The sequence below is a fragment of the Aeromonas sp. D3 genome (assembly GCF_027705025.1).
GTDB lineage: Bacteria > Pseudomonadota > Gammaproteobacteria > Enterobacterales > Aeromonadaceae > Aeromonas > Aeromonas salmonicida.
The window spans coordinates 56669-75891 of the sequence record NZ_JAPDBE010000006.1 but is presented as its reverse complement, the minus strand read 5'-3'; the positions used below and the strand labels follow the sequence as shown (position 1 = coordinate 75891).

The following is a 19223-nucleotide window of genomic DNA, read 5'->3' as shown; positions in this document are numbered from 1 at the left end:
ATGGTGCGCCCGGGAGGATTCGAACCTCCGACCACCTGGTTCGTAGCCAGGTACTCTATCCAGCTGAGCTACGGGCGCAAATGGCGGAGAAGGGGGGATTCGAACCCCCGATGCGGGTATAAGCCGCATACTCCCTTAGCAGGGGAGCGCCTTCAGCCTCTCGGCCACCTCTCCGTTTGCGGGGCTGATAATACTTCACAGGGATTTTTAGTCAAACACTTTTTTGGAGAAAAAAGCGTGTTCGCTCAGCATTTGGACAAAGCGTGGAATATTCAAACAATATCGGCACTTACCCCGCAGTTTAGTGCCTTGCAGGGCCATTTCAGACACGTAAAAAAACAAAAGGCGACACAACCAGTGTCGCCTTAAAGCAGCTATCAACGCGGCTTAGAAATTCGGTTGGCCCGGCACTTTCTCGGCCTGTATCCGCATGTAGATCTCTTCACGGTGTACGGAGACCTCTTTCGGTGCGTTAACACCGATACGAACCTGATTGCCTTTAACGCCCAGTACGGTGACAGTCACTTCGTCACCAATCATCAGGGTTTCCCCTACACGACGAGTCAAAATAAGCATTCGCTTGCTCCTGTATCCTGTTTTGTATTTATATCGATATGCGACATTATCTTACAAAGATACCGATATGGTAAATGGTTGAAACTAAATCAATCAGGGATTGTTCCCCAAGGGCTGCTCATGAGGCTCATTATCCAGCCCGAAAGCGGCGTGCAAGGCGCGCACGGCCAGCTCCAGGTACTTCTCGTCAATCACCACGGATATTTTGATTTCAGAGGTGGAAATCAACTGCATGTTGATCCCCTCCTCGCCCAATACCTTGAACATGGTGCGGGCGACACCGGGGTGGTTCCACATGCCGACACCGACAATGGACACCTTGGCTATCTCGCCGTTGCCCTGCACGCAGACGGCCCCCAGTTCGCTGGCGGTCTCCTCCAGCAAGGCGCGCGCCCGGCGATAGTCATCGCGATTCACCGTAAAAGTGAAGTCGGCTGTGCCATCCCCCAGCGTGTTCTGCACTATCATGTCGACATCTATGTTGGCGTCGCTGATCGGATTCAGGATCTGCGCCGCAACGGTGGGCCTGTCCGGCACACCCAGAATGGTCAGACTGGCCTCGTTGCGATTGAAGGCTATCCCGGATACCAGGGGAGCTTCCATCCTCTCACCTCCATATGTGATTAAGGTTCCCTCTCCATCGACAAAGCTCGACAGCACCCGTAGTGGTACGCGGTACTTGCCCGCGAACTCCACCGAACGGATCTGCAGCACCTTGGCCCCCAGGCTCGCCATCTCCAGCATCTCCTCGAAGGTGATGGTGGAAAGACGACGGGCCTTGGGCTCGATGCGCGGATCCGTGGTATAGACCCCATCCACATCGGTAAAGATCTGGCATTCATCGGCCTTGATGGCCGCGGCTACCGCCACTGCCGTGGTATCCGACCCACCGCGCCCCAGGGTCGTGATGGCATTGTGCTCATCACGGCCCTGGAAACCGGCGATCACCACCACCTTGCCCGCCCCCAGTTCAGCCTGAACCTGTTCGGTGTCGATGTGGCTGATACGTGCCTTGCCATAGGCGGAGTCGGTATGAATGCGTACCTGATCGCCGGTCATAGAGACCGCCGAACAACCGCGTTTGTTCAACGCGATCGCCAGCAGCGCTATGGTGACCTGCTCACCGGTGGAGACGAGCACATCCATCTCGCGCCGGTTGGCATCAGGATCCAGCCGCTGAGCCATACCCAGCAACCGGTTGGTTTCCCCCGACATGGCAGAGACAACCACCACCACGTCGTGTCCCTGGGCGCGGGTCAGTTGAACCCGCTCAGCCACCGCCTCGATCCGCTCCAGCGTGCCGACCGAGGTGCCGCCGTACTTCTGTACATAGAGTGCCACAGATCACCTCGCCCTTTTACAGGCGCTCTTCCAGCCAGGAGTGAACGGATTGCAGTGCCGCAGGCACAGCTTCTGGCTGAGTGCCACCCGCCTGAGCCATATCAGGACGACCACCACCCTTGCCACCCACCTGCTGGGCCACCAGATTGACCAGCTCACCGGCCTTGACCTTGCCGGTCAAATCGCTGGTCACGCCGGCGATCAGGTTGACCTTGTCATCGCTGCTGGTCGCCAACAGCACGACACCGGACTTCATCCGGTTTTTCAGCTCATCCAGCATGCCACGCAGTGACTTGGGATCGGCCCCTTCCAGCGCCGCTATCAGCACCTTCTGACCGTTTATCTCGATCACCTGGCTCAACAGGTCGCTACCAGCCTGGGCGGCCAGCTTGGCCTTGAGCTGCTCCAGCTCGCGCTCCATCATCTTGGACTTGTCCAGTATCTGGCGCACTTTATCGGCGATGGAGAACTGATCCCCCTTCACCAGAGCCGCTGCCTCTTCGATCTGCTCACCCATCTGGTGCATGAAATCGATGGCGCCCTTGCCGGTCACGGCTTCGATGCGACGCACACCGGCGGCAATGCCGCTCTCGGCGATGATCTTGAAGAAGCCTATGTCACCGGTACGCTTGGCGTGAGTACCGCCGCACAGCTCGGTGGAGTAGTCGCCCATGCGCACTACGCGTACGTCGTCTTCATATTTTTCACCAAACAGCGCCATGGCACCGGCCGACTTGGCCGCTTCCAGATCCATTACCTGGGTAGCGATGTCGTGGTTGGCACGGATCTGGGCATTGACCAGCTCCTCGACCCGACGAATAGTCGCCATGGTCAGTCCTTCGAAGTGGGAGAAATCGAAGCGCATGCGCTCAGCCCCCACCAGAGACCCTTTCTGAGTCACGTGATCCCCCAGCGCCTGGCGCAGGGCTGCGTGCAGCAGGTGAGTCACAGAGTGGTTCAGGGCCACAGCCTGACGACGCTCGCCATCGACCACGGCTTCGACCAGGGCGCCTTTCTCCAGGGTACCCAGCTCCAGATAACCCTTGTGGATGATGGCCTTGCCCGCTTTCTGGGTATCGGTCACGGCGAAGATGCCGTCATCTACCTTGAGCACACCGCAATCACCCACCTGACCACCGGACTCGGCGTAGAAGGGAGTCTCGGCCAGTACCACTACGGCTTCTTCACCGGCGATGAGGCCATTCACTTCGACGCCATCCTTGTAGATGCCGACGACGCTGGTTTTCTGGCTCAGCTGCTTGTAACCGGTAAACGGGGTCTCGAAGTCGAGCTTGAGCACCTCGTTGTAGTTCACACCGAAGCTGGAGGCCTCTTTCGCGCGGGCACGCTGCTTCTCCATCTCGGCATTGAAGCCCTCTTCGTCGATGCCGATCTCGCGCTCACGCACCACGTCGGCGGTCAGGTCAGCCGGGAAGCCGTAGGTGTCATACAGCTTGAACACCACCTCGCCAGGAATGACCTTGGCATCACCCAGATTGGCCAGCACGTCTTCCAGCAGCAGCAGGCCGCGATCCAGCGTACGGACGAACTGCTCTTCCTCGATGCGCAGCACGCGCTCGACCAGCGGCAGCTGGGCGATCAGCTCGGCGCCCACGTCTTTCATCTGCACCGCCAGTTCGGCAGCCAGCTTGTAGAAGAAGACGTCGGTGGCACCCAGCTTGCGACCGTGACGCACGGCGCGACGGATAATGCGGCGCAGCACATAGCCACGACCTTCGTTGGACGGCATGACGCCGTCAGCGATCAGGAAGGCGCAGGAGCGGATGTGGTCGGCGATGACGCGCAGGGACTGATTGCTGAGATCGGTAGTACCGACGATCTCGGCCGCTTTCTTGATCAGCGCCTGGAAGATGTCGATCTCGTAGTTGGAGTGCACGCCCTGCATGATGGCGGAGATACGCTCCAGACCCATGCCGGTATCCACGGACGGACGGGGCAGTGGTTCCATGGTGCCGTCAGCCTGACGGTTGAACTGCATGAACACCACGTTCCAGATCTCGATGAAACGGTCGCCATCTTCTTCCGGTGAACCGGGAGGGCCGCCCCAGATGTGATCGCCGTGGTCATAGAAGATCTCGGTGCAGGGGCCACACGGACCTGTATCACCCATCTGCCAGAAGTTATCGGAAGCAAAGGCTGCCCCCTTGTTGTCACCGATGCGCACTATGCGCTCGACCGGCACACCCACTTCGTTTGCCCAGATGTTGAAGGCTTCATCGTCCGTTTCATACACGGTTACCAGCAAGCGCTCTTTGGGCAGCTGGAGAGTACCGGTCAGGAATTCCCAGGCAAAACGGATGGCGTCCTGCTTGAAGTAGTCACCGAAGCTGAAGTTGCCCAGCATTTCGAAGAAGGTGTGGTGACGAGCGGTATAGCCGACGTTTTCCAGGTCATTGTGTTTACCACCGGCACGCACGCAACGCTGGGAAGTGGTTGCCCGATTGTAGGCACGCTTGTCTGCACCAAGGAACACATCCTTGAACTGGTTCATGCCTGCGTTGGTAAACAACAGGGTCGGGTCGTTATGCGGTACCAGCGAGCTGGAAGAGACAACCTGGTGCCCCTGGGAGCGGAAATACTCGAGAAACGCAGCGCGTATCTCTGACGTGGACATATACATGGAAAATCCTGCTTGATTCGAATACGGACTTTTAACCGCATTAATGTAAGTTTTCTGCGGAGTAAAGTAAAACGTGCCGGCCGGTCACGGGTGAAAAAGTGCGCATAAATGTGTGTTGGCAGGTAATGGAGGCAGACAAGCCGTTTTTGCAGAGAAAATACGGCCACACGCGGGGGAATATTCGTGGCAAAACGGGTCGGTGAGCCTACAGAAAAAAGGAACTTACCCTCAATACGCGGACGTGGGCCTGCCATTCGAACTGTGCACCGCTTGGTGTCTTGGTGACTTGATGTGACGCGACCTGTGGCTTCATGGGCTGACTGGCGGTCACCCGGAACAAGACAGGAACAAGGCCAGTAGCCTGCCCTGTATCGGGATAATGGCACAGTTAGCACGGCTGATGGCATGCCGCTTCCAGATCAACCGTCTTGAGTTTCGCTCTCCATCATGGTCGCGATGGCATAACGGGCCTGATCCTGATTAAACCCGCGTCCCAGCAGATACTTGAGCCACTTCATCCGCAATTTGAAGTCTCCCAGATCGCTGGCTCTGGCTCGTCGCTCAAGCAGGGCCAGAGCCAGCTCGAACCAGTCCAGTTCAGGCTGCTCAAACGCGGCCTCTATCTGGCCATCGTCCAGCCCCTTGCGGCGCAGCTCAAAGCGGATCTTGATGGGACCATGACCCTTGGCAGCACCAGATCGCACCGCCATGGCGCCATAGCGCTCGTCATTGACCCAGTTATACCCTCGGCAGTAGTCGACGACAGCGCAGGCGACATCTTCGTTGAAGCCCTGCTGGCGCAGCCGGTTGGCCAGTTCAGACTCGGCGCTCTCGCGGCGAGCCAGACTGCGCATGGCAAAAGCGCGGGCGGCAGCAAACTGCTCTTCGAAGGAGGGTTCAGTGGGTTCGCAGTTAGGTGTATCAGTCATAAATGACAAGGCCGGGGGTTAGCCCGGCCTCACTGTTATTCGAACTCTTGTTCGCTTTCGGCTTCGAGCTCGTCGGCATCCGCCACGACAGGCTTCTCGGCCGGCGCATCACCGGAGAGCAGCAACTCACGCAGTCTGGCTTCCACCTCTGCCGCCATCACCTTGTTCTCGGTGAACAGCTTCATCACGTTGGCCTTGCCCTGACCTATCTTCTCGCCGTTGTAGCTGTACCAGGCACCGGCCTTGTCGATCAGCTTGTGCTTGACGCCGAGATCCACCAGCTCACCTTCCTTGGAGATACCGACACCATAGAAAATCTGGAATTCAGCCTGCTTGAAGGGAGGGGCAACCTTGTTCTTGACCACCTTGACGCGGGTCTCGTTACCGACCACTTCGTCACCTTCCTTGATGGCGCCGATGCGACGGATGTCCAGACGCACTGAGGCGTAGAACTTGAGCGCGTTACCACCGGTAGTGGTTTCCGGGCTGCCGAACATGACACCAATCTTCATCCGGATTTGGTTGATGAAGATACAGAGGCAGTTGGCGTTCTTGATGTTGGCGGTCAGCTTGCGCAGCGCCTGGGACATCAGACGAGCCTGCAGGCCGACGTGGGAATCACCCATCTCGCCTTCGATTTCTGCTTTCGGCGTCAGAGCGGCCACCGAGTCGACGATGATGACGTCAACGGCGTTGGAACGCACCAGCATGTCGCAGATTTCCAGCGCCTGCTCACCGGTATCTGGCTGGGAGATCAGCAGGTCATCGACATTGACGCCCAGCTTGGCTGCATAGATGGGGTCGAGGGCGTGCTCCGCATCGATAAAGGCACAGACCTTGCCTTTCTTCTGGGCTTCCGCAATCACCTGCAGGGTGAGGGTGGTTTTACCGGAAGATTCCGGGCCATAGATCTCGACGATACGGCCGCACGGCAGACCGCCGATACCCAGCGCCACGTCCAGGGAGAGGGAACCGGTAGAGATGGCTTCGATATCCATGGTCTTGCTGTCGCCCAGACGCATGATGGAGCCTTTGCCGAACTGCTTTTCAATCTGACCCAGCGCAGCCGCCAGTGCCTTCTGTTTGTTCTGATCCATGCCAATCTCCGCTGGAAATCGTGAGTAATAAGTGAAGTTGGGCTAAGTATACTGTCTATTCATACAGTATCAAGCCCAATTTATCTGAGCAGGGCCAAGAGTCCGGACAAGGCCTGTCTGACTGCCTGCTGGCGTACCTGACGCCGGTCACCGTCGAAACGGGCTAGCAGGGAGTGATGGCGGCCACCCTGTTCCACCCAGGCGAACCAGACGGTACCGACAGGTTTGTCTTCGGTTGCACCACCCGGGCCTGCGATACCACTGATGGCCACGCTGATGGCGGCCGACGAGTGGGCCAACGCGCCACGGGCCATCTCCAGCACCACAGCCTCGCTTACGGCCCCGTGCTGCTGCAGACTCTCGTCACTCACCCCCAGCATCTGCTGCTTGGCCTGGTTGGTATAGGTGACGAAGCCGCGATCGAACCAGCCAGAGCTGCCGGCAATGTCGGTGATGGCCGTGGCCACCCCGCCGCCGGTACAGGATTCGGCGGTAGCCGCCAGCCAGCCTCGCTGGCCCAGGGCCTTGCCCAGTTCGGTAGCGAGGTGCTCTATCTCTGCGTCCAGTTTCATCCCGGCTCCCTAGCTCGTTGAGGAGGCTCATTATGCGATCCTGCCGCCATCCCCCGCAACCGCAGCAGCCCGCCTTGCCCGTCTAAGCACAGACATACTGGCAGCCTGATGTCATTCGTTCAGAGCTCATCATTGCGCCAATGGGCGGGAAAACGGGGGGAAAGCCTGAGTCACGGCAGGCATAGATCAGGGTGATTGAAATATCTGCCGCCATCATACGGCGACGGAGCCAATAAAACAGTTTTCGACTATATATCAACTGGTTGAAATCAATACAGCTAGCCAGGCTCAACGTGATCGGCACCGCTATCACAACAAACACACAGTGCTATCGTGATGCCAACCACACTTTCCTGTGGATGCAATGGCTGTTAACATGCCGCCTCCATGATTAATTTATGCTCTGGCGTGACTGTAACGCCGCCTTAACCCCCCCCCTTAGCGGCTGCTGCCGCCAGACTCTGGTTATCACAACCGGAGCGCTTTTGTTTACCCCTTGAATACCAACAAAACTATCTGTTCATGCCCTCACTCCATCTGACTTCAGGTTGGTGGATGCGTGCGGCTATGGACACATAACAAGCGAGAAAATCCCGAATGCTAGAACGTGCAAGACAAGAGTGGTTCTCCAACATCCGTGGCGACCTGCTGGCCGGTACAGTGGTGGCGCTGGCGCTGATCCCGGAGGCCATCGCCTTCTCCATCATCGCCGGCGTTGATCCCAAGGTCGGCCTTTATGCCTCCTTCTGTATCGCTGTCGTCATCGCCTTCGTCGGTGGCCGCCCTGGCATGATCTCCGCCGCCACCGGTGCCATGGCGCTGCTGATGGTGACCCTGGTCAAAGATCATGGTCTGCAATATCTGCTGGCCGCCACCTTGCTGACCGGCCTCTTCCAGATAGCGGCGGGTTACCTGAAGCTGGGCAGCCTGATGCGGTTTGTCTCCCGCTCCGTTGTCACCGGCTTCGTCAATGCGCTGGCGATCCTCATCTTCATGGCCCAGTTGCCGGAGCTGACCAACGTCACCTGGCAGGTCTATGCCATGACGGCAGCCGGGCTTGGCATCATCTATCTGTTTCCACTCATTCCCGTGGTGGGCAAGCTGGTTCCCTCCCCGCTGCTCTGCATCGTCATCCTGACGGCAGTCGCCATCACAATGGGTATCGATATCCGCACCGTGGGTGACATGGGCGAGCTGCCGGATACCCTGCCCATCTTCCTGTGGCCAGAAGTCCCCCTCAACTTCGAGACGCTGGCCATCATATTCCCCTATTCTGCGGCGCTGGCAGTCGTTGGTCTGCTCGAATCCATGATGACGGCGGCCATTGTCGATGACCTGACCGATACCCAGAGCGATCGCAATCGCGAGTGCAAGGGCCAGGGGATCGCCAACATAGGCGCTGGTCTGATGGGCGGCATGGCGGGGTGCGCCATGATTGGCCAGTCGATCATCAACATCAAATCCGGTGGCCGCGGCCGTCTCTCCACATTTTTCGCAGGCACCCTGCTGATCCTGATGGTGGTGTTCATGGATGAGTGGATCCGCCAGATCCCCATGGCGGCACTGGTGGCCGTGATGATCATGGTCTCTATCGGTACCTTCTCTTGGGAGTCGGTTCGCAATCTCAAAAAGCACCCGCTCTCCACCAATATAGTGATGGTCGCGACAGTGGCCGTAGTCGTGGCTACCCATAACCTGGCACTCGGGGTGTTTGTCGGTGTGCTGCTGGCGTCCCTGTTCTTCGCCAACAAGGTCGCTCGCTTCATGCTGGTCAAGAGTGACAGTAAGCGCAGTGGCGAGGTGCGCACCTATCAGGTGCGGGGCCAGGTTTTCTTCGCCAGTGCCGAGCAATTCTTTGCCGGTTTCGATTTCAAGGAAGTGCTGGACAAGGTGGTGATAGATCTGACCCATGCCCATTTCTGGGACATCACCTCCGTCACTGCGCTGGACAAGGTGGTCATCAAGTTCCGTCGTGAAGGAACCGACGTGGAACTCATAGGCCTGAACGAAGCGAGCGCCACCATAGTCGACCGCTTCGGTGTGCACGACAAACCCGAAGAAGTTGAAAAGCTGCTGGCTGGCCACTGATAACAAGAAGGGATTTACCATGACACGAATTTTTGCCTGTATCGATGGCTCCAATGCCATGACAGCGGTGTGCGACGCAGCGGCATGGGCCAGCGCCACGACCGAATTGCCTGTCACCCTGCTGCATGTGCTGGAAAAGAACGAGTTTGAAGGGCAGGCCGATCTCTCCGGCAACATTGGCCTGGGCAGCCGTGAGCATCTGCTCAAGGAGCTCGCCGAGCTGGATCATCAACGCAGCCGCCTCGCCCATGAACAGGGACGCATGCTGCTCAAGAGCGGCCAGGCGTACCTGACTGGCTTGGGGATGACAGAGGTCGATACCCTGCAACGCCACGGGCAACTGGTGGAGGCGGCCCAGGCGCTGTCACCCGGGATGCGCATGATGATCATGGGCAAGAGAGGGACGACCCACTCCCATGATCACGACCTGATTGGCAGCCATATCGAGAACGTCCTCCGCACCCTGGCCAATCCCATCATGGTGGTGCAGCCGGGATTTGAGGCACCAGACCGCTTCCTGTTTGCCTATGACGCCAGCCCGACCGCCAAAAAGGTGCTGGAGTTGATCGCAAGCAGTCCCCTGCTCAAAGGACTTGAATGTGACCTGGTGATGGTCGCCGAGCCGAGTGACGAGCACGAGCGTCAGCTGGCGCAGGCCAAACAGGTATTGAAGAGTGGCGGCATCAGGGTCGAAGCCAAACTGCTTCAGGGAGAGGTTGTCTCCGGGATTTGTCAGTATGCCACCGAGATGGGGATCAACCTTATCGTCATGGGGGCTTACGGTCATTCACGGATCAGGCAATTCATCGTGGGCAGTACCACCACTGGCATAGTGAAAACCACGCAGGCATCCGTTCTGCTGCTGCGATAACGCTGTTATTGGCAACTCATGATGAGGGGAACTGCGGTTCCCCTTTTTTATGGCGCTATCTTGTGCTCATTGCACACGGGAAACCGGATCGCTGTGGGCGTCAAGCTCAACACCTTTCTCTTCTGACGAAACCTCGGCACTCATCAGAACAGGCCAGCGGTGACTTGCATCCATTGACTCGCGAGAGCAGACTGTTTGGCCTTGTTTTGACTCAAGGCAACCACCATGACTCCTGCCATCAACCTGCTGAAAAAGCTCAAGATACCCCACAAGCTCTACCCCTATGAGTGCGACGCTCACGACGATTTCGGCAAGCACGCCGCGACCCGGCTTGGCCTGCCGGAAGCCCAGGTGTTCAAGACCCTGATCGCCCATCATGACAAGCAGGCAGTGGTGGCCATAGTGCCTTCATCCGGCATGTGCAGTCTCAAACAGCTGGCCAAGGCCACGGGTTTGAAAAAGGTGGAGATGATGACACCGGCGGAGGCCGAGAAGCTGACCGGTTACAAGGTGGGGGGCATCAGCCCGCTGGCCCAGAAGAAGTTGTTGCCAACCGTGCTCGATGACTCCGCCATGGCGTTTGACGAGATCCTGGTAAGCGGCGGCAAACGCGGCCTCTCGGTCGGGGTGGCGCCGCAAGATATGCTGACGCTGATGAAATGGATTGCGGCCCCGATTGGTGAACACCAGGGGGACTAGTCAAAAAGAGAGGCCCAGGCCGACCCTGAGCCTCTCCATGTCACTCGGTTTTCCCATGACAAGCGGTGGTCAGATCGGATAACCGCAGCCGCTGCCTGCCAGCCTCATCGAAGTTCTCCTCTGCCAACCAGCGCGCGAAACACGCCTGCAGGGCGGGCCACTCGCTGTCGATCACCGAGAACCAGGCGGTATCCCGACTGCGGCCCTTGTCTACCCTGTTCTGGCGAAATGTCCCCTCATAACTGAAACCAAGCCGCAGCGCCGCCCGCCAGGATGGCTTGTTGAGGGCATTGCACTTCCACTCATAGCGCCGGTAGCCGAGGGCAAAGGCGTTGGCCATCATCAGCGCCATGGCCGCCGTCGCCAGCCGCGACTGTTGCAATGCCGGCGAGAAGTGCAGCCAACCCACCTCAATGCTGCCAGCCAGGGGATCGATGCGCAGGTAGCTGGCGAGCCCCAGCGCCTTGCCGCTGTCGGCGTCCGTTTTTGCGTCCACTATGGTGTAGAACTGGGGATCAGCCTTGGCGACGCACTGTTGCAGCCAGGCCTGCATGGCCGCCTCATCGGCGAAGGGACCACTGGTGAGATAGGTCCACATGGCCCCACCGTCGGTGCCGAACGCCTGCCAGAGAGCGGGTCCGTGGCGCTCGGGATCCAGCGGCTCCAGCCGGCAGCCCCAGCCTGACAGTGGCTGATGGGGAGGAAACTCGGCCCCGTGCCAGTCGGGCAAGGGGACGCCAACCGCTTGGCCGAACTCGTTCAGATGATGATCAGCAGCCACAGGTCATTCCCCCTTCCAGCAAAACGCCCGCATCTTCACCGAGGGCGACGGCAAAGCCGTCCTGACGCCACCAGTGCAGGCCACCTATCAGCTCCTTGACCTGAAAACCCAGCGCCGCCAGTTTGTAGGCCCCTTGAGTCGAGCCGTTGCAGCCTATGCCATCGCAGTAGCAGACATAAACCTTGTCCTGCGCAAGGGTGGCCGTCGTCGTCGGATTCATGGAGCCATGGGGGAAAGAGACGGCCCCTGGAATATGCCCCAGCCGGTAATGCTGCGCGGATCGAGTGTCGATGACGACGATGCGCTCTTCTTTTCCCAGCAGATCGGCGGCCAGATCCGCCGGGTCGGTGCGAAATCTCAGCTGGGCCTCGAAGAAGGCGCTGGCATCCACCGGGCTGGCAAGACCCGTACTCAATACATGACTCATGGTGAAGCTCCTTGTGGCTAAACCCGGATCCGGGTGGTGGCGATGGTGTTGACCTGGCTGATGAGGCCGGAGCCCAATACATGGCTCATAGCGAAGCCTCCCGTGGCCACAGTACGATTTGGGTGATCACTGTGGTCCTGACCGAGTTGGCGATGAAGCACTCCTCGTGGGCCTGGTGGTGCAGTTGCTCCAGCTCGGCCAGGGTCGGCTGGCGTGCGCCGCCAAACAATACCTGCGGGCGCAGGGTCACCCGGGTAATCGACTGACGCCCCCGTTCATCCGCCTCCATGACGCCAATCGCCTGATCCCGATAGCGGTCCACCAGATAGCCTTGCTTGGCCACCAGCCAGAGAAAGGTCAGCATGTGGCAGCTGGAGAGGGCGGCCACAAAGGCCTCCTCCGGATCGACGTGCTCAGCCACCGACCAGGGCAAGGGCACGACCTGGGGGGATGAAGAAGCGGCCACCCTGACGCCGCCGTCGAATTCCCATTGATGGGCCCGGCTGTAACGCTGATCGAGGAAGCGCTCGCTGGCGCCTCGCTCCCAGCTGATGATGGCGCTGTATTCCGACATGCAGACTCCTTTCGTTGCCAATGTGGTTGATCATGTTCCTTGCACACCAATGTAACGGGATAATGGCCTTGCCACGCCGACCAATTTTGCCAATATGGGCAGACCAATTATGCCAAGCGCCGGAGATAGCCATGCCCGCCCTGCCAACCCTGTTTGCCACTCAGCAAGCCAGCGAGCTGCCGCTGCACGAGCAGCTGGTGCGCACCCTGCGCTGTGCCATCCTGGCCGGCCATCTGCCCCAGCACAGCCGGCTGCCCGCCAGCCGTATGCTGGCAGGGGATCTGGGGGTCTCCCGCAGCACGGTAGAGCTGGCTTATGGTCGGCTGGAGGCGGAAGGTTATCTGGTGCGCAAGGTGGGGGCCGGCAGCTTCGTCGCCCTGGCAGCGGTGTGCCCGGCGCCACGTCCGCCCCAGTCGGCGGCCGGACTCTCCCGCCGTGGTCAGGAGATGGCAGCAGGCGGCGCCTGTCATGACACACCACAAGTCGGCACCTCGTTTGCGTCCAGTCAGCCGGACTCCCGCCTTTTCCCACATGCGCTCTGGGGTCGGCTGATGCAGCAGCAGTGGCGTCAGCAAGGCGAACGCTGGATGAACTATGGCGACCCGCAAGGCTTGCCTGAGCTGCGGGCCGCCATCAGCAGCTATCTGGTGCAGTCCCGCGGCGTGGTGTGCGAACCGGATCAAATCCTGATCCTCACCAGTTCCCAGCAGGGGATACTGCTGGCGACCCAGCTGCTCATCGATGCCGGTGACACCGTCTGGGTAGAGGATCCCGGCTACCCCGGGGCCCGTACCGCCATGGAGAGCGCCGGTGCCAGGGTCCACCCCGTACCAGTGGATGGGGAGGGGCTCAACCCGCTGGGGCAACACCCGGCGCCGCGCCTCATCTACACCACACCGGCCCACCAGTACCCCTTGGGCGTGCCCATGAGCCTCGCCCGCCGAATGGCGTTGCTGAGGGAAGCCGAGCGTCACGGCGCCTGGATCCTGGAGGACGATTACGATGGGGAATATCAGTACGATCAGCGCCCGCTGCCCGCCTTGCAGGGGCTGGATAACCAGGGGCGAGTCATCTATGTGGGGACCTTCAGCAAGGTGCTGTTCGGTTCGTTGCGACTCGCCTATCTGGTACTGCCAAGGCCGCTGATGAGTGCCTTCTGCCAGGCCAGGGCGGCCTTTGATGGCCACAGCAACCAGTTGCAGCAGGCGGTCACGGCGGACTTCATCCGCGCCGGTCATTTTGCGGCCCACCTGCGCCAGAGCCGCCTCATCTACCAGAGTCGGCGAGATCTGTTGCTGGCCGAGCTGGCCAGCCACTGTCCACAGCTCACCCCCATCCACAGCGGCGCCGGGCTGCAATGCGCCGTGCTGTTGCCCGCTGGCGGCGAGACCCGCTGGACCAACCCCGCCAATGCCCGGGGCATAGGTCTTCGTCCACTCGGACAGTTCTACCTCGGCGAGCCAAATCTGGAGGGCTGGCTGCTCGGCTTTGGCGCTCTCGACAACCAGACACTGCGCCAGCTATGTCGCCAGTTGGGAAACTTGATGAAGTCGTCCTGATGGCGGTGTGAAGGCACTCTTCGCCGAGCAGATGCGTGGCCTGCGACCGGGCAAGACCCGAAAACAGCGAACTATAATGGATGCAAGATAGTCGTTGAGCCTAGCCGAGATGTATAGACTCCTGTTTCTGACCCTCTGCCTTTTCCTCCCTTCCATTCTGATGGCAGCCACCCGTTTCACCTACATCAGCCCGGAGAGCGAACGGGATCCCCGCATGACCTATGACAGAGAGCTGCTAAGGCTGGCGCTCGACAAAACCCGCGACATGTTTGGTGACTATGAGCTGGTGCCCGCCCCCATCATGACCAAGGACAGAGCGCGCCTCAGCCTGCAATTCAACAGCTTTACCAACCTGTTCGTCATGGACAGTTACAGCAGCAGGCGAAATGGGAAGGGGCTGGCCTATGTCCGCTTTCCCATTCATCTGGGCATCGTCAGCTACCGCATCTGCTTCGTCAGCCCCCGGCAGCAGGCTGCCATGGCTGGGGTAACCGATCTGGACGGGTTGCGCCGTTTCACCTTTGGCCAGGGCAAAGGCTGGCTGGATGTGGAGATACTGCGCCATGCCGGTCTCAAGGTCGTGGAGGTGGTGAGTTACGAGATGCTGTTCAAAATGGTGGCTCGTGGCCGTTTCGATCTCTTGTGCCGCGGCGCGAGCGAATTGCGCAGCGAACAGCTTACCCACAAGGACGTTGCGAACCTGCTGGTAGACGACCATCTGCTGCTCTACTACCCGCTACCTCGGCTCTTTTACACCAACATGGCAAATGGTGATGCCCTGAAACGGGTAGAGGTCGGCCTGCACCGGGCATGGCAGGACGGATCCCTGCAAGCGCTGTGGCGCCACAGCTTCGGCCCCGCCATCGCCTTTGCCGGGCTCAAGCAGCGGCGCATGCTGCGACTGGAAAACCCCTTCCTCGAGGGGATCAACTTCGACTATCTCCCCTACTTCTACAACCCCATGACGGATCGCTTCGGCAAAGACTGAGCACGGTGTCAGCCCTGCTCGCGGCAGAGCGCGAGCCAGGCTTCGGCGGTGCGGGAGAGATAGCGATCGCTCGGCCAGATCACCCCGAGCCGCCAGCTGAGTTCAGGCAAAAGCGGCCGCAGCACCAGCCCATCCGGTGTCAACCGACGGCAGATGGGTTCGGGTAAAAAGGCGACCCCCATGCCGCTGCGCACCATGGCGGTGAGAAAATCCCACTGGCTGCTGCGAGCCGCCACCTGGGGCACGAAGCCCGCCTGCTGGCATGCCTGCTCCAGCCGCTCGCTCAGGGTGAAGGCCTGGGTGTAGAGCAGGAAGGGTTCATCACGCAAATCCTCCAGCCTGATCTCGCGGCATACGCGCCAGCGCGGCAAGTCCGGCAGCACCACCTGAATGGGATACTGATCCAGTTCCAGCGCGCTCAGGGCACCGCCCTCCCGGGTTGGCAGCATGGTGATGGCAAGATCCAGCTCCCCCGCCAGCACAGCCTGCTCGATGCGCCGACCGCCATATTCGACGATGGAGAGCTCCACCTTGGGGTAGCGGCTGCGATAGGTACGAATGAGATCCGCATAGACGTGGCCCACCATGGGCGGGATGCCGAGAGCCAACCGGCCAAATTGCAGGCTCTGCAGATCGGCGAGTTCCGCCTCCAGCTGCTGCATCTCGGCCAGTATGGTCTGGGCCCGATTGAACAGTACCTGGCCGCTGTCGGTCAGGGTGAAGCGGCGCCCCTCGCGGTTGAGCAAGGGTTGGCACAGCTCCTCCTCGATATTGCGGATCATCTTGCTGATGGTGGGCTGGGTGACGAACAGCTTCTCGGAGGCTCGGGTGAAGCTCTGCTCCCGCACCAGTTCCACAAAGTAACGCAGGGCTCGGATATCCATGGTGCTCTCTATACTGGCTGGAACCTTAATCATGCCTCTTTGGCATGAATTTGATAATTTAAATTCATTTTTTGCAGGTTTAACCCGTCTCTATACTGTGAGCCAGTTCACAGAAAGACACCCATCATGAAAGCCCTCTGCATTCGCTGGTTCCAGACTCCCTTCCAAATCGCCCTGCTGGCCGCCATCTGGCTGCTGGCCGATGCGGCGGTACGTACCTTCCACCTGCCGTTGCCCGCCAACCTCACCGGCATGCTGGCGCTGCTGGTCCTGATCCTGCTCGGCGTGGTCAAGACCCAGTGGTTCAGCGCAGGTGCCCGCTGGCTGCTGGCCGAGATGCTGCTGTTCTTCGTGCCGGCCGTGGTGGCCGTGGTCAACTATCAGGATCTGCTGTTGCAGGAGGGGTGGCGCATCATGCTGGTCTTGCTGATCAGCACCACTCTGGTGCTGGGCATCACTGCGTTGGTGGTGGACAGGGTCTATCGCCTCGAACTGAAACTCGCCCGCCGGAGTCGCCGCCATGTCTGATACCCTGCTCGGCCTGCTCTGCTTCGCCCTTACCCTGCTGTTCTATTACGCCAGCAAATGGCTCTATGGTCGCAAGCGCATACTGCCCCTGATGCCGCTGCTGCTGGCGCCCACCCTGCTGGTCGCCGTGGTGCTGCTGTTTCACATCCCCTATCAGGACTACATGGCTCAGTCCCACTGGCTGCTCTGGTTGCTGGGACCGGCCACCGTCGCCTTCGCCGTGCCCGTCTATGAAAACCGCCAGCTGATCCACCGGCACTGGCTCTCCCTCTCGGTCGGGGTCGTTGCCTCCGTCATCATGGCAGTGGGCAGCACAGTACTGCTGGCACGCTGGTTGCACCTCTCCGACATGTTGCAGCGCAGCCTGGCGATGCGCTCCATCACCACACCGTTCGCGGTGGAAGCGACCCGTGCCATCGGCGGCCAGACCGATCTCACAGCGCTGTTTGTGGTGCTGACCGGCGTCATCGGCATGGCGGTGGGGGAGAGCGTGCTCACCCTGCTCGCCATTCGCAGCCGCCTCGGCAAGGGGGCCGGTTTCGGCGCCTCGGCCCATGGCGCCGGTACCGCCAAGGCGTACCAGATGGGTAACGAGGAGGGCGTCGTCTCCAGCATGGTGATGATGATAGCGGGCATGGTGACGGTCCTGCTCGCCCCCCTGCTCGGCCGGATGTTCTGGTAGCACGGGCAAACAGGCTGGGCACACTACACTCAAACAAGTGTGTGTCTGGAAACATCGCATGATCCGTTATGGCCTGTTCTCGTTCTGGTTGCTACTTGGCAACCTGCTGCTGACCCAGCCCTTGCTGGCGGTCGAGATTTTTACGCATGCCAGCCCGGAGAGCGAACAGGACAAGCGGGCATCTTATTACCGTGACCTGCTGCAGCTGACGCTGGATAAAACCCGTGACAGCTACGGCGAGTATGAGCTGCAGGCCGCACCGCCCATGAATCGGGTACGGCTGCGGCTAGCCATACAGCAGGGAAGCTATCCCAACTTTTTTGCGGTGGATAGCCAGCGCCCGGCCAGTGAAGCCGAGTCTCTCGACTATGTTCCCTTCCCGGTAGACCTCGGCATACTGAGTTATCGGATCTGTTTTGTCAGTCCCCAGCGTCAACAGGCACTAGCCAGACTGACCCGCCTTGATGAGTTGAAAAGCTTCCTCCATGGCCAGGGGCGAGGCTGGCAGGATGTCACCATTTTGCGTCATGCAGGCATGCGAGTGCAGGAGGTCGACAACTACGAGCGCCTGTTCAAGCTGGTAGAGCGGGGCCGGATCGACCTGTTCTGCCGGGGGGCCAACGAGCTGCTTACCGAGCTGGAAACCCACAGGGATCTCACCCGCCTCACTGTCGATCAACACATAGCACTCCACTATCCCTTCATCCACCTCTTCTATACCCACAAGGGGAACAAGCACGCCCTCAAACGCATCCAGACAGGACTGTTACTGGCTTGGCAAGATGGCTCCTTGCAGACGCTCTGGCTCAAGACCTTCAAGCCAGCCCTCGACTTTGCCAGACTGGATAAACGACGGCTGTTCCGGTTGGACAATCCGCAACTCCGGGAGCTGGAGATTGACTACCGCGACTACACCTACGATCCGCTCAGGGGCACCTTTGGCTCAGGAGGCACGAGAAACGGCGAGCCCTGACACCAGGTGACACAGACGCAGTAACACGGCCGCAGCCACTATATTCAGAAGAGTCTATTTTTCGACAGGAGGTCGTGATGATCTGGTTCTCTCTGCTTCTCCTCTTGCTGACCCTGTCGGCGCAGGCTGCCACACCGACTCTGTTCACCCACATGAGCCCTGAGAGTGAACGGGATCCCAGAGTCACCTATGACCGTGAACTGCTGCGACTGGCGCTGGAGAAGACTCGCGCCAGCCATGGTGACTTTCAATTGCGAGCCGCCCCCCCCATGACATTGGCCAGGATGTGGATCAGCCTGCGCTTCAACCACTATCCCAACCTGTTTGCCATGGACAGCTACCGCTCAGACCGTGACATGACGGGGGTCGACTATGTTCGTTTCCCCATCCATCTCGGGATCGTCAGCTACCGCATCTGCTTCGTCAGCCCCCAACAGCAGGCAGCCGTCGCCAGCGTCACCACCCTGGATCAGCTGAAGAAGTTTACTCTCGGCCAGGGCAAGGGCTGGCTCGATGTACAAATCCTGAGGCAGGCAGGGTTCAAGGTGCAGGAAGTAGAAGGCTATGAGCTGCTGTTCAAGATGGTGGCGCGCGGTCGCTTCGATCTCTTCTGTCGCGGGATCAACGAGTTGCCGCAGGAGAAACTGAACCACAAGGAGATCAGGGACCTGGTCATGGATGAGAGCATAGCCCTCTACTATCCCCTGCCCCGGGTCTTCTTCGCCCACAATGCCAATCGGGAGGCCATACAGAGAGTAGAGGCCGGGCTGAAAGCTGCCTGGCAAGACGGTTCGTTGCAAACCCTCTGGCTCAACACCTTCAAACCTTCCCTCACCTTCGCCCACCTCGATACACGCCGCCTGTTTCGGCTTGAGAACCCCTTCATCAAGGGGATAGGCTTCAACTATCAGGCTTACTTCTACGATCCGGTCCACAGCCGGTTCGGGCCGGGCGAGCCATAGCAAGAGGGCGCCAACCGGGCGCCCTCTGTTTATTTGCGGTGACAGCACCCG

Annotated in this window: 19 protein-coding genes and 2 tRNA genes; 9 read left to right on the top strand and 12 right to left on the bottom strand. The window is 59.7% G+C overall.

What is annotated here, in order from left to right; genetic code table 11:
* Position 1 precedes the first annotated feature (1 nt).
* From OKC28_RS05945 to pncC, 8 genes are all read right to left on the bottom strand, one after another.
* Positions 2–78 (bottom strand) — tRNA-Arg (locus OKC28_RS05945).
* 3 nt (positions 79–81) lie between these two features.
* Positions 82–174 (bottom strand) — tRNA-Ser (locus tag OKC28_RS05940).
* 213 nt (positions 175–387) lie between these two features.
* Positions 388–576 (bottom strand): carbon storage regulator CsrA, encoded by a 189-nt coding sequence (gene csrA, locus OKC28_RS05935; RefSeq protein WP_005315760.1) that lies wholly within the window; start codon positions 574–576, stop codon positions 388–390.
* Positions 577–669: 93 nt separating this feature from the next.
* Positions 670–1917 carry an aspartate kinase gene (locus tag OKC28_RS05930; RefSeq protein ID WP_270688134.1) on the bottom strand — a complete coding sequence of 416 codons (1248 nt, stop codon included), beginning with the start codon at positions 1915–1917 and terminating at the stop codon, positions 670–672.
* 16 nt (positions 1918–1933) lie between these two features.
* Entirely contained in the window at positions 1934–4558 is a 2625-nt protein-coding gene (alaS, locus tag OKC28_RS05925; protein ID WP_021139425.1) for an alanine--tRNA ligase, read from the bottom strand.
* Between the two features lie 419 nt (positions 4559–4977).
* Positions 4978–5487, bottom strand: a complete 510-nt coding sequence (locus tag OKC28_RS05920) for a regulatory protein RecX (protein ID WP_059114186.1) — start codon at positions 5485–5487, stop codon at positions 4978–4980.
* 35 nt (positions 5488–5522) lie between these two features.
* On the bottom strand, positions 5523–6584 hold the full coding sequence (gene recA, locus OKC28_RS05915; protein WP_021139427.1) for a recombinase RecA: 1062 nt from the start codon (positions 6582–6584) through the stop codon (positions 5523–5525).
* An 80-nt stretch (positions 6585–6664) separates the two neighbouring features.
* On the bottom strand, positions 6665–7156 hold the full coding sequence (pncC, locus tag OKC28_RS05910; RefSeq protein ID WP_265420652.1) for a nicotinamide-nucleotide amidase: 492 nt from the start codon (positions 7154–7156) through the stop codon (positions 6665–6667).
* Between the two features lie 597 nt (positions 7157–7753).
* Between pncC and OKC28_RS05905 the strand changes: the two genes are divergently transcribed.
* The 3 genes from OKC28_RS05905 (at position 7754) to ybaK (ending at position 10814) form a co-directional block, all read left to right on the top strand.
* Positions 7754–9244, top strand: coding sequence for a SulP family inorganic anion transporter (locus OKC28_RS05905; protein ID WP_270688129.1), 1491 nt, complete (start codon positions 7754–7756; stop codon positions 9242–9244).
* 19 nt (positions 9245–9263) lie between these two features.
* The gene (locus OKC28_RS05900; protein ID WP_270688126.1) at positions 9264–10115 is read left to right on the top strand and encodes a universal stress protein; all 852 of its coding nucleotides are present in this window, start codon (positions 9264–9266) and stop codon (positions 10113–10115) included.
* Positions 10116–10340: 225 nt separating this feature from the next.
* Positions 10341–10814 (top strand): Cys-tRNA(Pro) deacylase, encoded by a 474-nt coding sequence (ybaK, locus tag OKC28_RS05895; RefSeq protein WP_021139431.1) that lies wholly within the window; start codon positions 10341–10343, stop codon positions 10812–10814.
* Positions 10815–10854: 40 nt separating this feature from the next.
* On the opposite strand, the gene OKC28_RS05890 is transcribed toward ybaK, so the two are convergent.
* From OKC28_RS05890 to OKC28_RS05880, 3 genes are all read right to left on the bottom strand, one after another.
* Positions 10855–11595 carry a GNAT family N-acetyltransferase gene (locus OKC28_RS05890; RefSeq protein ID WP_270688122.1) on the bottom strand — a complete coding sequence of 247 codons (741 nt, stop codon included), beginning with the start codon at positions 11593–11595 and terminating at the stop codon, positions 10855–10857.
* On the bottom strand, positions 11585–12022 hold the full coding sequence (locus OKC28_RS05885) for a rhodanese-like domain-containing protein (protein ID WP_270688120.1): 438 nt from the start codon (positions 12020–12022) through the stop codon (positions 11585–11587). Before OKC28_RS05885 ends, OKC28_RS05890 begins: the two co-directional genes overlap by 11 nt.
* 85 nt (positions 12023–12107) lie before the next feature.
* Positions 12108–12596: an OsmC family protein gene (locus tag OKC28_RS05880; RefSeq protein WP_219593033.1), complete on the bottom strand. Its 489-nt coding sequence runs from the start codon at positions 12594–12596 to the stop codon at positions 12108–12110.
* 131 nt (positions 12597–12727) lie between these two features.
* On the opposite strand from OKC28_RS05880, the gene pdxR reads away from it, so the two are divergent.
* Both pdxR and OKC28_RS05870 read left to right on the top strand, forming a co-directional pair.
* Complete coding sequence (gene pdxR, locus OKC28_RS05875; RefSeq protein WP_270688118.1) at positions 12728–14155, top strand: MocR-like pyridoxine biosynthesis transcription factor PdxR; 1428 nt, start codon at positions 12728–12730, stop codon at positions 14153–14155.
* Positions 14156–14264: 109 nt separating this feature from the next.
* The gene (locus OKC28_RS05870; protein WP_021139436.1) at positions 14265–15143 is read left to right on the top strand and encodes a hypothetical protein; all 879 of its coding nucleotides are present in this window, start codon (positions 14265–14267) and stop codon (positions 15141–15143) included.
* An 8-nt stretch (positions 15144–15151) separates the two neighbouring features.
* Here the strand turns inward: OKC28_RS05870 and OKC28_RS05865 are convergent, their stop codons facing one another.
* A complete protein-coding gene (locus tag OKC28_RS05865) occupies positions 15152–16027 on the bottom strand; it encodes a LysR family transcriptional regulator (RefSeq protein ID WP_270688115.1) in 876 nt (291 codons plus the stop codon).
* A gap of 126 nt (positions 16028–16153) precedes the next feature.
* On the opposite strand from OKC28_RS05865, the gene OKC28_RS05860 reads away from it, so the two are divergent.
* The 4 genes from OKC28_RS05860 to OKC28_RS05845 all read left to right on the top strand — a co-directional run bounded on the left by OKC28_RS05860 (position 16154) and on the right by OKC28_RS05845 (position 19172).
* Positions 16154–16555: a CidA/LrgA family protein gene (locus tag OKC28_RS05860; RefSeq protein ID WP_270688113.1), complete on the top strand. Its 402-nt coding sequence runs from the start codon at positions 16154–16156 to the stop codon at positions 16553–16555.
* Positions 16548–17237 carry an LrgB family protein gene (locus tag OKC28_RS05855; protein WP_005315798.1) on the top strand — a complete coding sequence of 230 codons (690 nt, stop codon included), beginning with the start codon at positions 16548–16550 and terminating at the stop codon, positions 17235–17237. Before OKC28_RS05860 ends, OKC28_RS05855 begins: the two co-directional genes overlap by 8 nt.
* A 58-nt stretch (positions 17238–17295) precedes the next feature.
* Entirely contained in the window at positions 17296–18210 is a 915-nt protein-coding gene (locus tag OKC28_RS05850; RefSeq protein ID WP_005315800.1) for a hypothetical protein, read from the top strand.
* Between the two features lie 77 nt (positions 18211–18287).
* Complete coding sequence (locus tag OKC28_RS05845; RefSeq protein WP_270688110.1) at positions 18288–19172, top strand: hypothetical protein; 885 nt, start codon at positions 18288–18290, stop codon at positions 19170–19172.
* The last annotated feature ends 51 nt before the right edge of the window (positions 19173–19223 follow it).